Here is a 14,485-nt window from a genome sequence, read left to right as displayed (position 1 = left end):
TATGACTTACAAAAACAAGTTCAGCACTACGGATTTTTAATAACAGAATTATAAAATACACATGAATAAAGAGTTTGAAAAACGTTTGAACCTGCTGGAGATAGTGCATCGGCAGCTAATTACTAAACCGAATGAGGTAGCAGGCATTGGTAACGGCGTTTTTGACAGGTATAAAAACCCGGTACTAACCGCTGCGCATACGCCGCTATTTTGGCGTTATGATTTGAACCCGGAAACAAACCCGCACCTGATGGAACGTTTCGGCATAAATGCAGCGTTTAACGCGGGCGCTATTAAGCTAAATGGTAAATACCTGGTGGTAGCAAGGGTTGAAGGGGCCGACCGGAAATCGTTTTTCGCAGTTGCCGAAAGTGAGGATGGGATCAGTAATTTTACTTTTTGGGAATACCCGGTTGAACTGCCCGAAACGGCTGAGCCGGATATCAACGTGTACGACATGCGTTTAACCGCACATGAGGATGGATGGATCTATGGACTGTTTTGCACCGAGCGCCGCGACACTAACGCCCCGGCCCACGACCAAAGTATGGCGGTTGCTGCCTGTGGCATTGCCCGCACCAAAGACCTGGTTAAGTGGGAACGCATGCCTGACCTGGTAACTAACTCGCCACAGCAGCGTAACGTGGTTTTACACCCGGAGTTTGTAGACGGTAAATATGCTTTATACACCCGCCCGCAGGATGGTTTTATAAGTGCCGGTAAGGGTGGAGGGATTGGCTTTGGGTTTAGTGATACCATGGAAAATGCCAGGGTGGATGAAGAAACCATTATCGACAATAAAAATTACCATACCGTTTATGAAGCCAAGAACGGGCAGGGTCCAGCGCCTATAAAAACGGCAAAGGGCTGGCTGCACCTTGCGCATGGCGTGCGTAATACTGCCGCCGGTTTGCGCTATGTACTGTATATGTTTATGACGGATCTGCACGATTTAACCAAAGTTTTATATAAACCTGCCGGATATTTTTTAGCACCTGAGGGTGAGGAGCGGATCGGTGATGTATCAAACGTGGTGTTTTGTAACGGGTGGATAAAGGATGATGACGGTAAGGTATTTATCTACTACGCATCGTCAGACACCCGCATGCATGTTGCCATCAGCACAGTTGATAAGTTGCTTGATTATGTGATGAATACTCCGGCGGATGGGTTGCGCTCGGCATCATCGGTAAATACAATTTATGGGATAATTGATGGGAATAATGCGTTGTTGGGTGTGTGACTGTTGGTTTGAGTTACCCTCTTTGCGCAGCAGAGAGGGTGGTCGAGCGAAGCAATGACCGGGTGAGTCGACTATGCGAGCGACATTCACGCCGATGCATTAGCGCCGATGCATGGCGTATAGTTGACTCACCCGCCGACGCTACGCTGGGCGACCTCTCTTCGCCTGCGGCGGAAAGAGGTAAGAAAAATACTTAAACGGTATCGTATGCGTGGTGTTTTTGGAAGCTATAAAATTTTGAATTGACATTATAAAGAAAGAATAATACCAATTTGGATGATCAAGGAAACGAATATCTACAGCCAACTTACTATCTACAAAAAAGAATTGCAGGATGAACTAAAAAACATCCTAACCTGGTGGGCTGCGTTTACTCCTGATAATGAGAACGGCGGCTTTTATGGGAAGATTGATAATGATAATCAAATAACTGCCGAAGCGCCTAAGGGCTCGGTATTAAATGCGCGGATCCTGTGGTCGTTTTCAGCTGCTTATAATCGTCAGCCGGAAGTTGGATATTTGGAGATGGCTGAAAGGGCTTATCAATATATTTTAGCTTATTTTATTGATGAGGAGCAGGGCGGGGTTTACTGGTCGGTTGATTATAAAGGTAAGCCGCTGGATCCTAAAAAACAGGTATACGCCATTTCATTTACCATATATGCCTTAAGCGAATATTATCGCGCCAGCAAAACAGAAGCGGCAAAGCAAAAGGCTATCGACCTGTTCTACCTGCTGGTTGAGAAAGCTTATGACCCTGTTAAAACTGGCTACTTTGAAGCTTTTACAAAAGACTGGAAACCCATTGACGACCTGCGCTTGAGCACTAAGGATGCCAATGAAAAGAAAACCATGAACACGCACCTGCATGTGCTGGAAGGATACACTAACCTGTTCCGCATTTGGCCGGATAAAGCATTAGGTGAACATATCAGCAGTTTGTTGAATAATTTTTTCGATCATTTTATTGATAAGGAAACCGGCCACCTGGTTTTGTTTTTTGACGAGGACTGGAACCGGAAAGGCGACCTGGTATCGTACGGACATGACATTGAAGCTACTTGGCTTTTGCTGGAAGCGGCAGAAGTAATTAGGGATGAGGAAAGCATTAAAAAGATAAAGGAAATAACCATTGCCATGGCGGATGCCACCATAGCTGGCATTGATACAGATGGTGGGCTTTGGTATGAATATGAACCGGGAGAAAATTACTTAGTAAAAGAAAAACACTGGTGGGTACAGGCAGAAGCGATGGTGGGTTTTTTTAATGCCTGGCAGATCAGCAATGATGAAAAATATTTAGACATCGCCCTGAAAAATTGGGAGTTTATAAAAGACAAAATATTGGATAAACAAAACGGCGAATGGTTTTGGGGAATAGATGAAAACGGCCATGCAATGCAAAACGAGGATAAAGCAGGCCTTTGGAAATGCCCCTATCATAACAGCAGGGCTTGCCTGGACACAATTATAAGATTGGAGGGATTTTCATGATTTATTATTCGTTTGAACCTCGGCCATTAATCTAATCACCTTGTAATCCTGATCTTCAATTAAATCTTTAAAATCGTGTTAAGAAATATTAAAATAGTTACAATAGTTTTAGCTGCGTTTGTGGTATTACAATCGTGTAAAAAAGATAGTACATCAAACTCATCAGGCAGTGGCGACACTGGAAATACTGATAATTCGGGGACTATAGTTGCCGGCACTGATCCTGCTGTTGCCGGTACGCAGGGTTTTTTCCTGGATAACTGGGTGGCTAAAACATTTACCGCACCAGCCACACAGGATGTTGTAAAGCCTTCGGCAAGCGGCGCCGTTAATGTAACTGTTGACCTGAGCCAGGTAACCACCAAGGTTTCCAAATACCTTTTTGGCAATAATACCAATCCTTACATGGGGCAATATGTTACCGAACCGGTGCTGATGAATAACATAACCGCTTTGGCCCCCAATATATTGAGGGCGCCTGGTGGCAGCCTGTCTGACGTTTATTTTTGGAATGCCGATGGCACAACTATAAAGGCTCCCGCCGATGCGCCAGCAAACCTGGTTGATAATACCGGCAGTTCATCTGCTGCGGGTTATTGGTTTGGGAATAACCCGGCAAACTGGACGATAACACTGGACAACTATTACAAAGTATTACAGCAAACCAACAGCACGGGTTTAATAGTAGTTAACTATGGCTATGCCCGTTACGGAACCAGCGCTCACCCCGACCAGGCTGCTGCCCATTTGGCTGCCGACTGGGTTAGGTATGATAAAGGCCGCACACAGTTTTGGGATATCGGCAATGAAAATTATGGGAGCTGGGAAGCTGGTTACAGGATAGACAAATCTAAAAATCAGGACGGTCAACCGGAGATTTTGACCGGGAAAGTGTATGGCACGCACTTTAAAGTATTTGCCGACTCGATGCGCAAAGCGGCTGCCGAGGTAGGCAACGCTAATATTAAAATAGGCGCGGTGTTAACTTCATCTAACGATGTAACTAACTATGCAGGGGTAAGCAACTGGAATGCTGATGTATTGGCTGCGGCGGGCAACTCGCCTGATTATTTTATAGTTCACAATTACTACACCCCTTACAATGATAACTCAACGGCTGATGTTATATTAAACACACCTGCCCCGGTAACCAGCCAGATGTTGAGCTGGATAAAAACATCAGTAAGTAATGCGGGGGTAACTCAAAAGCCGCTTGCGCTTGATGAGTGGAATATCCAGGCGGTAGGCTCAGCGCAAAACGTATCTAACATTGCAGGTTTACACGCGGTGATGACGTTAGGAGAGGTGCTGAAAAGTCAGTTCAGTATGGCCTGCAGGTGGGATTTGGCAAATGGCTGGGACACTGGCAACGACCAGGGGATGTTTAACATCGGTGATGAAATCGGCATAGCCAAATGGAACCCGAGGCCGGCATTTTATTATATGTATTTTTTCCAAAAGTATTTTGGCGACCGGATGGTTAGCTCGCTGGTTACCAATAACAGTGATGTTGCAAGCTATGGCTCTACCTTTTCATCGGGCGAGGCAGGGGTAATATTGGTAAACAAAGCCGCTGGTGACCATGCAGTTACCGTTACTTTCAAAAACTTTGCAGCAGGCGTCAAATACTACTATTACACGCTGAAGGGCGGCGAGGATAACGCACCGTTTTCGCACCAGGTGTTTGTGAATGGGGTTGGTCCGGCAAATGGTAAATCGGGCGGACCGGATACTTATGCAACCATTGCAGCAAATTCGGCTAATATATCCGGAGGGATAACAGTTACCGTTCCAAAATATGGCGCCGTGTTTTTAGTGGCAGAGAAAAAATGAGGCGGGATTTTTCACAAATAAATTATTTTTAATGGCGTTCAAGATTGCTACGCAGTTTTTGGGATTATTTGTCTGAACCGGGATTTATAGGATTTGAGGATGACAATGATCTGATCTTACGGAGAATCAGGCAATCCTTTAATCCTATAAATCATGGTTCAAAAAATGTGATGATAATTTGGAAATGAAAAAAACATACACACTATTTCTTATAATATTATGCTGCTCTTATGCCCATGCGCAGCTTTACAATCCCTGTGACGCAAAGGCTACCAGGGAAACTAAAGCGCTTTTTTATAGTATGCAGCGGCTGGTAGGGGCGGGTGCTATTTTTGGTCACCATGACGATACCGGGTATGGCGTTAACTGGAAATTTGCTAATGACAGCTCGGATGTGAAAGCAGTTGCCGGATCATACCCGGCATTGTATGGGTGGGATTTGGCAAAAATTGAGCATGACAGTACAAAGGATATTAATAAAATACCATTTACCCTGCAGAAAAAACGGGTGAAAGAAGCCTATCAGCGGGGCGGCATCAATACTTTTTGCTGGCATATGGATAACCCGGCCAATGGCAAAACCGCCTGGGATACTACCATGCGAACGGTGGCTGATATTATTCCCGGAGGCAAATCTCATGATGTTTATGTGGGATATCTTGATCGCGCAGCAAAATATCTTGGTGATCTAAAAGGCAAAGATGGAGAGGCGATCCCGATTCTTTTCAGACCCTTTCATGAGCTTACGGGCACCTGGTTTTGGTGGTGTAAAAACACCAGTACGCCTAATGAATTTAAAACATTGTGGCAATTTACCATTGATTACCTGTGCAATAAAAAGAAGCTGCATAACTTACTGGTAGTTTACTCTGTGGCCGACTTTGATAGTGAAGCTGAATTTCTGGAACGGTATCCCGGGGATAATTATGTTGATATGATCGGCTTTGATAATTATTGCCGGCAGGATATCGCCTTGTTTAAAAAGAACCTGGATAAACGGTTGGCGCTGCTGGATGTTATAGCCGCCAAACATCATAAGCTATCGTGCCTGGCTGAAACCGGGTACCTTAACATTCCATCTGCCGACTGGTGGACAACGGTTCTGCTGCCTGTTTTATCAAAATATAAAACATCGTACGTATTGATGTGGCGCAATGCGGGAATGGAACAATATTTCGCACCTTACCCCGGCCAGCTCAGCGCCAATGATTTTAAGAAATTTAGTGGGGACCGGCATTTGATTTTGCAAAACAGGTTAACGCCTTTAGGCGTTTATGGGAAGAAGCTGGAGTAGATCCACAACAAACTTACGAAGTTTTCAAAACTTCGTAAGTTTTAGGATTCATCCAATATAAAATTTATCCTATCTTACCCGCATGTTAAGGCAATCAAAAGAAGATAGAACACTTAGAGAAAACCTGATGCTGGCATCCTCTACTGCTTCGGTATCGGGCATCACCAACGTGGCGGGGATGATCGCTTTCCTTGCCTTTACTTCGAACATTACGGGCCATGTGGCCAACCTGGCCAAGCATATTGTTGATCAGAATTTTAGGGAGATAATTGTGTTTGTGATCTGGCTGTTGTTGTTTTTTGCTGGTGCTTTTATTTCAAGCTTTATTGTGCGTTCGTATAGTCATATCAGCTATTATAAGGCCCATTCTTTGCCTGTAATTATCGAGATCATCGTTTTGTTGTTCGTGGCTATATATGGCCATAACTTTTACAAAGAGACCCAGCTTGAACGCGAAGTGGTAATTGGCGCTATTATATTTTCAATGGGACTGCAAAACAGCCTGGTATCAACTATATCCGGGGGACTGATCAAATCATCCCATTTAACCGGGCTGTTTACTGATCTGGGCGGGGATGTTGCAGAATGGATTCATCCAAAAGCTAAGCAAACTAAAACTGTTAGAAATAAGATCTACGTGAGGCTTACTATTCTTGGTTTTTACTTAATAGGAGCTGTATTAGGTGGCCTTTTATTCAATGTTTTTGATTTCGCTATCTTTTATTTTGTGCCATTCATCTTACTGACCATCCTTTATTATGATGTTTCGCCGCTGGCCCTGCATAAATTGACAAAAGCATTTTCAAAAAGCTAATACTACTGCAGAATCAGATTTGTTAGTGTTTTTACAAAACCTTAACATTACCGGTATGCTACTATAAAGCAATTAATATATATCTTTATATTTTTGCCTTAACAATTAACATCCCCTGAACAACATGTGCGCTAAAACTATTGACGATAATACGCCTGCTACTACCGAGGAGTTGTATAGCAGCCTGCTTGAAGGTAACAAACAGTTTGTAAAAAACACTTTAGCATCCGATCCGGAATATTTTGAAAAACTGGCTGCAGGGCAGTCGCCGCCGGTTTTATGGATAGGCTGTGCAGATAGCCGGGTTCCGGCAAACCAGATCACCAATATGCCTCCGGGAGAAATTTTTGTACACCGTAATATTGCCAATATGGTTGTGCATTCGGACATGAACATGCTTTCGGTGCTGGATTATGCCGTTAATGTATTAAAAGTAAAGCATGTTATAGTAACCGGTCACTACGGTTGCGGTGGTGTAATGGCTGCTATAACCAACCAGCAATATGGTTTGATTGATAACTGGTTAAGACATATAAAAGACGTTTACCGCCTGCATGCGAGTAAGCTTGAAACAATTACCGATTTGAACGAGCGCTGCGACAAACTGGTTGAATATAATGTGATTGAAAATGTTTACAACCTTTGCAAAACATCAATAGTACAAAATGCCTGGAAAAATGGGCAGCAGATTGGTGTGCATGGCTGGGTATACAGCCTTAAAACAGGTCTCATCACCGATATGAAGGTGACTGCCTATGACAATGCCAATATGCAGAATGTGTTTAAGTTCAAATAGAGGAAAGAGTCAGGAATCAAGATAATAAGAGTCAAGAAGAGAGACAGGAATCAAGATAACAAGAGTCAAGAAAGAGAGACAGGAATCAAGATAACAAGAGTCAAGAAAGGAAGGATTGGCAATTGAGTCCTTTAAATAGCATTGTTAAAATACGAAAGCCGGCATTATTTAATAATACCGGCTTTTTCTATCTTGATTCTTGACTCTTACTGTCTTGACTCTCTCCTCAGACCTCTTTCGATAAAAACGGGTACCTGTAATCCTTTGGGGGATCGAAGGTTTCTTTTATGGTACGCGGAGATACCCAGCGCAATAAGTTGATCATTGAACCGGCTTTATCATCGGTACCTGAGCCCCTGGCGCCGCCAAATGGCTGCTGACCAACAACGGCACCTGTTGGTTTATCATTTATATAAAAGTTACCGGCTGCGTTGCGTAAGTGATGTGTTGCTTTGGCAATAGCATAACGATCCTGTGAGATGATAGATCCGGTTAAGGCATAGATTGATGTTTTATCAACTACATCCAGGATCTCATCAAACTTATCATCTTCATACACATAAATGGTAAGTACCGGGCCAAAAAGCTCCTCGCACATGGTAACATAGTAAGGATCATCAACCCTTAGTACGGTAGGCTCAACAAACCAGCCTTTGGTTTTATCATAACCGCCACCTGCTACTATTTCAACGCTTTTATCATTCTTAGCTGCATCAATATAGCTTGCAAGCTTGTCAAACGATGCTTCGGTAATAACGGCGTTGATGAAGTTTTCAAAGTCTTCAACCGGGCCTATTTTAAATGAGGTAATATCACGCTGCATGTTTGCTTTTACAGCTGGCCATAATGAAGCCGGTACATAAGCCCTTGAGGCAGCAGAACATTTTTGCCCCTGGTATTCAAATGCACCACGAACAAGAGCTGTGCTCACCACATCTGCATTAGCGCTTGGGTGTGCCAAAACAAAATCTTTCCCACCGGTTTCGCCCACAATGCGCGGGTAGGTTTTGTATTTATGGATATTGTTGCCAATAGTTTGCCAGATACTCTGGAACACTTTGGTTGAACCTGTAAAATGGATGCCTGCAAAATCAGGATGGTTAAATATAACATCGCCTGCAACCGGGCCGTTAACATACACAAGGTTGATAACGCCGGCTGGCATGCCTGCTTCTATAAATACCTGCATCAAAACGTTTGCAGCATAAATTTGGGTATATGCCGGTTTCCAAACCACCACGTTACCCATCATAGCTGCTGATGTTGGCAGGTTACCTGCAATAGCGGTAAAGTTAAATGGCGTTAACGCAAACACAAATCCTTCGAGCGGGCGTTGTTCAACGCGGTTCCAAACACCTTTGCCTGATATTGGCGGTTGTTGTTTGTAGATCTCTGTCATGTACTCTACGTTAAAACGCAGAAAATCGATCAATTCACATGCTGCATCAATTTCTGCCTGGTAAGCGTTTTTTGACTGGCCAAGCATGGTAGCTGCATTTACCTTTGCGCGGTAAGGGCCTGCAAGCAGCTCAGCAGCTTTTAAAAATATGGCTGCGCGCTGTTCCCATGGCAGGTTTTCCCAATCGGCTTTTGCAGCCAGGGCTGCATCAATAGCAGCGGTTACATGGCTTGCATTACCTTCAGAAAAAGTAGCCAATACGTGTTTGTGATCATGCGGCGGACGGATCTCCAGCTTTTTGCCGGTGCGTACTTCCTTGCCGTTAATATACATAGGTATATCAATTTGCGTGGCTCTTGCCTCGTCTAATGCAGCTTTAAGCGCTGCCCGTTCCACACTGCGCGGACCGTAATTTAATACTGGTTCGTTCTGCGGTGGCGGAACGTTAAAAAATCCTTTAAGCATATGTTGTCAGTTACTACACGGCAAATATAAGAATTGATGCGGAGATTTTTGATGTGCGGACATGCAGATTGCATTGGGATGATGATGTGCGGATTATGGATGTGCGGGTGTGCGGATGAAGATTGCGAAATGTTATGAAAATTAAATACGTCATGCTGAACTTGTTTCAGCACTCCAAAAGCTAAGTGTACGCCAAGCAGCGCACTTGTCCTGTGGGGTGCCGAAATAAATTCGGCATGGCGGTAGCTTATTTATCTATGCCTGTCATTCTTCGGATACCCTTCTTCATCCAGGTCTGTTCTATCATCTTCGGGAGTATGGGCCAGGGCTTTATCGGCTGCGTCAAGTTCAACAATATGGCCATTATCAATATGCATGGCTAACTTGTCCACATCTGTTTCCAGCGATTCATTGGGAATGTACTCATCACCCGCATCATAAGGGTTTGCCTCATCATAAGTTGAATTCATATCCTCGCCGTTCTTTACCGAGGTGTTGTACGGATCGGCGTGCTGATAATCCGGGTCATCGCTTTTTACATCATATTCAAAGCTGTCTTCTTCGGCGTTGTAATTTAGATCTTCTTTATCAATGGTTTCGCCCAGTTCATCTTTCAATGTGCGGTCCCTGTCTTCGCCTTCGCTATCAAAAACAGGATCAAATGTTTCTATATCCATGGGTTTGTTGTTTATTGTAAATGTTGTAGTGGTTGTAAGTGTTGCAAAGGTTGTAAATGCTTTAAATCCGATGATTCAACAGCTAAACATTTATAACTTAATCTAACCCAATCAACCCAATATAACTTAATCAACTAACTAATACGTAATTTGTTTTCGGTATGATATAGCTGCAGCGCCGATAGAAAATTTTACACCCAAAGTGAATTGCGAATACACATCATTTTTGCTTCCGGCTGTAAAACCATCAAGTCCGTCGCCCAATACATAATTGTATCCATAGCCAAGATCTATCTTAATGCCTGGCTGCGAGTACCTGTTATAAAGTTTAAATTCATAACCAATGCGTAAAGGAATAAAAGGTTCCCTGCTTTTATCATCCCCACCCGTATAATAACCCGGTACTTTTTCCGAATTCCGGCTTATCTGGGTTATGTTGTTGCGTACAAAGCCAATACCTGCCGATACATATAAATTTTTAAGCGCATTATTAAACCGGCTGTTTGAATAATCTAAAAACTCGCCAAATTGAAGCTGGCCACGGAATATAAAGGCACTGAAATCATTATTAAAATACCTGCCTGATTTGGTAAGCACCGAATCGCCGCCCCGCAGCTTTCCTAACTGCACCTCAAAAACAAAATTGGTAAAGGGTGTTGCATTATAGGTAAAATTAAAATTAATTGACGGCATGGTGGTCACTGTTTCGGCATCGCCATAAACCTTATTAAACCCAACAGAAGTGCCTATATCGTATTGTGCATAGTTATAACCTATTTGCGCTTTTGCTATAAATGTGGTACAACAAACAAGTAATGTTAGCAGTGTTGTTCTCGGTATCAGTTTTATCATAAGTTAAAAAGCATCACTCTTTAAGATTAACCAATGGTTGATTATATATTTTATAAAAATAGCATCAAAGTTTATAAAAACAGCATTCCGGTGAATAAAAGTTTATTGAGTTGATTAAGTTGGATTGGTGGATTAAGTTGAATAAGTTGTTATAAGGGAACAGGTTTGTCAGTTTGAAGTAAGATAATAAACTATATACTAATGAACTAATGATACCAATAAACTAATGAACCATTTTTATATATTTGGAGCCATTAAAAAAAATAATAGTATCAAAGATGTCGAAAATTAAAGTAGAAAATCCTGTTGTTGAACTGGACGGCGATGAAATGACCCGTATAATATGGAAATTTATTAAGGATAAGCTGATAATCCCTTACCTGGATCTGGATATTAAATACTATGACCTTGGTATTGAGTATCGCGATGAGACCAATGACCAGGTTACCATTGACGCCGCAAATGCCATAAAACAATATGGTGTTGGGATTAAATGCGCCACCATTACGCCTGATGAAGAGCGTGTGAAAGAATTTAATTTAAAACAAATGTGGAAATCGCCAAATGGCACTATCCGTAATATACTGGATGGTACGGTTTTTCGCGAGCCTATTGTTATGGCTAATGTTCCGCGTTTGGTACCAAACTGGACAGCCCCGATATGTATTGGCCGTCATGCTTTTGGCGATCAGTACCGCGCTACCGACTTTGTAACCAAAGGAAAAGGTAAGTTAACTATTAAGTTTACACCTGAGGATGGCAGCGCCGAACAATCATTTGAAGTATTTAATTTTAAAGGTGATGGCGTTGCTTTGGCCATGTACAACACCGATGAATCAATAAAAGGTTTTGCACGCGCTTGCTTTAACCAGGCTTTGCTTAAAAAATGGCCTTTATACCTATCAACTAAAAACACCATCCTTAAAAAATATGATGGACGTTTTAAAGATATCTTCCAGGAGATCTACGAGCAGGAATTTAAGGCTGAGTTTGAAGCTAACCAATTAACTTATGAGCACCGTTTAATTGATGACATGGTTGCATCTGCTTTAAAATGGCATGGTAACTTTGTATGGGCTTGTAAAAATTACGATGGCGACGTACAATCTGATACTGTTGCACAGGGCTTTGGTTCGTTAGGTTTAATGACCTCAACCCTTGTTACACCTGACGGCACCGTTATGGAAGCTGAAGCAGCACACGGTACAGTTACCCGCCACTACCGCGAACACCAGGCAGGAAAGCCAACTTCAACCAACCCTATTGCATCAATTTTTGCATGGACCCGTGGCTTAGAATTCCGTGGTTTATTGGATAACAACCAGGAGCTGATAAAATTCTGCAAGGCGCTTGAAGAAGTTTGTATTGAAACTGTTGAAAGCGGTAAAATGACAAAAGATTTGGCCATCACCATAAAACCAAAAGTGGAGCATGGTAAAGATTACTTGTACACCGAAGAGTTTTTAGCTGCTATTGATGAGAATTTGAAAGTGAAATTGGGTAAGTAAAATTAACCTGATGTAGAGACGCAATGTTTTGCGTCTTATAAAATAGAAAAGTCTGCATAGAGATATGCGGACTTTTTTTGTTAGATTACAGGTCTAAACTTTAAGCAATGCCTGTATATTCAGCCATCGACGGAAAAATTAAGAAACTTGGTATAGTACCACTTAGTAAAGAAAAAAATCTACAAAAGTTAGTTGAAGAAAATTTGCCAGTACTTCTTGATATGTTTTTCATAGCTTCAGAATATCAGACAACCCACGGAGGCAGGATTGATACACTCGCCATTGATTCGAAGGGAGCGCCAGTAATTATTGAGTATAAACGAAATAAACACGATAATGTCATAACCCAGGCATTGTTTTATTTAAATTGGCTTAAATCACAAAAACCGGAATTTTTTCAAATGCTGGTTATAAAAAAATTAGGAGCTGAATCACCGATAGATTGGAAAAATCCAAGGGTGATTTGCATTGCTGAAAGCTATAATCCATACGATATTTTTGCGCTAAATGAAATTTCTGCTAAGTTGGAATTGCTCAAATATCATTATTATGAAGGCAATATTTTTATGTTGGAAAATATAAAAGGAGATGATGAAAAAGCTCAATATGTTGAACAGGTGATAGCGGATGATCAAATAGATGAGTCTGTTAAACAGGTTATCCAGCCTGATTTAGAATCTCATTTAAATAAAGGCCAAGCATTTGTAAAGGACCTTTTTCTAACAGTGCAAAATCGAATATTTGAGCTGGACGAAAGTATCGATAGGAAGATTAACAATAATTACATTGCCTTTAAAGTATCTAAAATTTTCGCGGAAGTTCATATACAAAAGATCAAACTTCTTATTTATTTAAGGCCGGTAAAAAATTATAACGATCCGGAAAATAGGATAGACCAAATTCCTGACACGTACAATTGGTCATTAAACCAAAGGATCTACATTAATAATGAACACGATATCGATTATGTTATGAATTTGGTTGAACAGTCATATAAAGATGTTTTATAATTTGAATGCCACCGAATTGCCAGACGTCTGGCAATTCCTGATAAATTCAACATCTTTTTCCCCATTAAATATTTAACTAATAACTTAGCACCCTTAAACATCTACTTATGTCAGCATTGTATCCGTTAAAATTCAAAACCATTTTTAAAGACAAAATTTGGGGTGGTAATAAAATAAAAACCTATTTGCATAAAGATTTTGGCTCGCTGCCAAATTGCGGCGAAACCTGGGAGATCTCGGGTGTAAAGTCGGATGTTTCGGTGGTTGCGAATGGTGAATTGGCCGGTGAATCGCTGGCTGAGTTGCTTGAGAAGTTTAAAGGCGAGCTGGTTGGCGAAAAGGTATATGCTCATTTTGGAAATATTTTTCCTTTGCTGATAAAATTTATTGATGCGAACGAAGACCTTTCTATCCAGGTGCACCCAAATGATGAGCTGGCCAAAAAACGCCATAACTCATTCGGTAAAACAGAGATGTGGTATGTGATCGAGGCTGACCCGGGATCGACATTAATTGCCGGATTTAACCAGGAGCTTACCGAACAAAAATACCTTGATAAATTTAACAGCGGCCATTTAACCGATGTTTTGAATAAGGAAGATGTAAAGGCAGGTGATGTTTTCTTTTTACCGGCAGGCCGTGTACATACCATTGGTAAAGGTTTGCTGATTGCCGAAATTCAGCAAACATCAGACATTACCTACCGCATTTATGATTTTGACCGCGTTGATGATAAAGGCAACAAACGCGAGCTGCATACAGAAGAAGCCCTTGCAGCTATCGACTACAAACATTATCCGGAATATAAAACCCAATATCAGCCTAAAAAAGATGAAACGATTCATTTGGTAAGCTGTCCTTACTTTACCACCAACCTGCTTGATTTTACAACCGGAACCACCAAAGATTACAGCAACCTTGATTCGTTTGTGATTTATGTTTGTGTTGAAGGTGAGTTTACGGTTAAGGCTGACGGTGAGGAATACCCGGTTAAGATGGGGGATTGTATTTTGTTGCCGAAGAGTGTAGATCATGTTGAATTAACTACAACAGCCGGATTTAAAATTCTGGAAAGCTACATAGAATAGTTGATTTATTTT

General features: G+C 41.8%; 12 protein-coding genes. 9 read left to right on the top strand and 3 right to left on the bottom strand.

All coding sequences use genetic code 11. The features are described 5' to 3' along the window. Window positions 1-61 precede the first annotated feature (61 nt). The 6 genes from BUE31_RS07475 to can all read left to right on the top strand — a co-directional run bounded on the left by BUE31_RS07475 (window position 62) and on the right by can (window position 7,474). Window positions 62-1,243: a glycoside hydrolase family 130 protein gene (locus BUE31_RS07475; RefSeq protein WP_073401920.1), complete on the top strand. Its 1,182-nt coding sequence runs from the start codon at window positions 62-64 to the stop codon at window positions 1,241-1,243. 276 nt (window positions 1,244-1,519) lie between these two features. Beyond that, window positions 1,520-2,737, top strand: coding sequence for an AGE family epimerase/isomerase (locus BUE31_RS07470; RefSeq protein WP_073401918.1), 1,218 nt, complete (start codon window positions 1,520-1,522; stop codon window positions 2,735-2,737). A gap of 75 nt (window positions 2,738-2,812) precedes the next feature. Continuing rightward, complete coding sequence (locus tag BUE31_RS07465; protein WP_073401916.1) at window positions 2,813-4,570, top strand: alpha-L-arabinofuranosidase; 1,758 nt, start codon at window positions 2,813-2,815, stop codon at window positions 4,568-4,570. 184 nt (window positions 4,571-4,754) lie between these two features. Further along, complete coding sequence (locus BUE31_RS07460) at window positions 4,755-5,864, top strand: glycoside hydrolase family 26 protein (protein WP_073401914.1); 1,110 nt, start codon at window positions 4,755-4,757, stop codon at window positions 5,862-5,864. An 82-nt stretch (window positions 5,865-5,946) separates the two neighbouring features. Then, a complete protein-coding gene (locus tag BUE31_RS07455) occupies window positions 5,947-6,678 on the top strand; it encodes a YoaK family protein (RefSeq protein WP_073401913.1) in 732 nt (243 codons plus the stop codon). 124 nt (window positions 6,679-6,802) lie between these two features. Then, on the top strand, window positions 6,803-7,474 hold the full coding sequence (can, locus tag BUE31_RS07450) for a carbonate dehydratase (protein WP_073401911.1): 672 nt from the start codon (window positions 6,803-6,805) through the stop codon (window positions 7,472-7,474). Between the two features lie 226 nt (window positions 7,475-7,700). Here the strand turns inward: can and pruA are convergent, their stop codons facing one another. The 3 genes from pruA to BUE31_RS07435 form a co-directional block, all read right to left on the bottom strand. Continuing rightward, window positions 7,701-9,338, bottom strand: a complete 1,638-nt coding sequence (gene pruA, locus BUE31_RS07445; RefSeq protein WP_073401909.1) for an L-glutamate gamma-semialdehyde dehydrogenase — start codon at window positions 9,336-9,338, stop codon at window positions 7,701-7,703. A 251-nt stretch (window positions 9,339-9,589) separates the two neighbouring features. Continuing rightward, entirely contained in the window at window positions 9,590-10,015 is a 426-nt protein-coding gene (locus BUE31_RS07440) for a hypothetical protein (RefSeq protein WP_073401907.1), read from the bottom strand. A 138-nt stretch (window positions 10,016-10,153) separates the two neighbouring features. Then, entirely contained in the window at window positions 10,154-10,867 is a 714-nt protein-coding gene (locus BUE31_RS07435) for a hypothetical protein (RefSeq protein ID WP_073401905.1), read from the bottom strand. Window positions 10,868-11,145: 278 nt separating this feature from the next. Here BUE31_RS07435 and BUE31_RS07430 point away from each other — a divergent pair, with 278 nt between their 5' ends. From BUE31_RS07430 to BUE31_RS07420, 3 genes are all read left to right on the top strand, one after another. Further along, window positions 11,146-12,375 (top strand): NADP-dependent isocitrate dehydrogenase, encoded by a 1,230-nt coding sequence (locus BUE31_RS07430; RefSeq protein ID WP_073401903.1) that lies wholly within the window; start codon window positions 11,146-11,148, stop codon window positions 12,373-12,375. A 107-nt stretch (window positions 12,376-12,482) separates the two neighbouring features. Next, entirely contained in the window at window positions 12,483-13,385 is a 903-nt protein-coding gene (locus tag BUE31_RS07425) for a DUF5655 domain-containing protein (RefSeq protein WP_073401901.1), read from the top strand. Between the two features lie 107 nt (window positions 13,386-13,492). Beyond that, window positions 13,493-14,473 (top strand): type I phosphomannose isomerase catalytic subunit, encoded by a 981-nt coding sequence (locus tag BUE31_RS07420; protein WP_073401899.1) that lies wholly within the window; start codon window positions 13,493-13,495, stop codon window positions 14,471-14,473. The last annotated feature ends 12 nt before the right edge of the window (window positions 14,474-14,485 follow it).

It is taken from the genome of Mucilaginibacter sp. OK098 (assembly GCF_900142915.1).
GTDB lineage: Bacteria > Bacteroidota > Bacteroidia > Sphingobacteriales > Sphingobacteriaceae > Mucilaginibacter.
The sequence above is the reverse complement of the archived record's forward strand: the minus strand, read 5'-3'. Positions and strand labels throughout refer to the sequence as shown.

Excerpts from the sequence above, each read along its gene's own strand:
- BUE31_RS07475 (WP_073401920.1), top strand. The coding sequence starts at position 62 with ATGAATAAAGAGTTTGAAAAACGTTTGAACCTGCTGGAGATAGTGCAT.
- BUE31_RS07470 (WP_073401918.1), top strand. The coding sequence starts at position 1,520 with ATGATCAAGGAAACGAATATCTACAGCCAACTTACTATCTACAAAAAA.
- BUE31_RS07460 (WP_073401914.1), top strand. The coding sequence starts at position 4,755 with ATGAAAAAAACATACACACTATTTCTTATAATATTATGCTGCTCTTAT.
- BUE31_RS07455 (WP_073401913.1), top strand. The coding sequence starts at position 5,947 with ATGTTAAGGCAATCAAAAGAAGATAGAACACTTAGAGAAAACCTGATG.
- can (WP_073401911.1), top strand. The coding sequence starts at position 6,803 with ATGTGCGCTAAAACTATTGACGATAATACGCCTGCTACTACCGAGGAG.
- pruA (WP_073401909.1), bottom strand. The coding sequence starts at position 9,338 with ATGCTTAAAGGATTTTTTAACGTTCCGCCACCGCAGAACGAACCAGTA.
- BUE31_RS07440 (WP_073401907.1), bottom strand. The coding sequence starts at position 10,015 with ATGGATATAGAAACATTTGATCCTGTTTTTGATAGCGAAGGCGAAGAC.
- BUE31_RS07435 (WP_073401905.1), bottom strand. The coding sequence starts at position 10,867 with ATGATAAAACTGATACCGAGAACAACACTGCTAACATTACTTGTTTGT.
- BUE31_RS07430 (WP_073401903.1), top strand. The coding sequence starts at position 11,146 with ATGTCGAAAATTAAAGTAGAAAATCCTGTTGTTGAACTGGACGGCGAT.
- BUE31_RS07425 (WP_073401901.1), top strand. The coding sequence starts at position 12,483 with ATGCCTGTATATTCAGCCATCGACGGAAAAATTAAGAAACTTGGTATA.
- BUE31_RS07420 (WP_073401899.1), top strand. The coding sequence starts at position 13,493 with ATGTCAGCATTGTATCCGTTAAAATTCAAAACCATTTTTAAAGACAAA.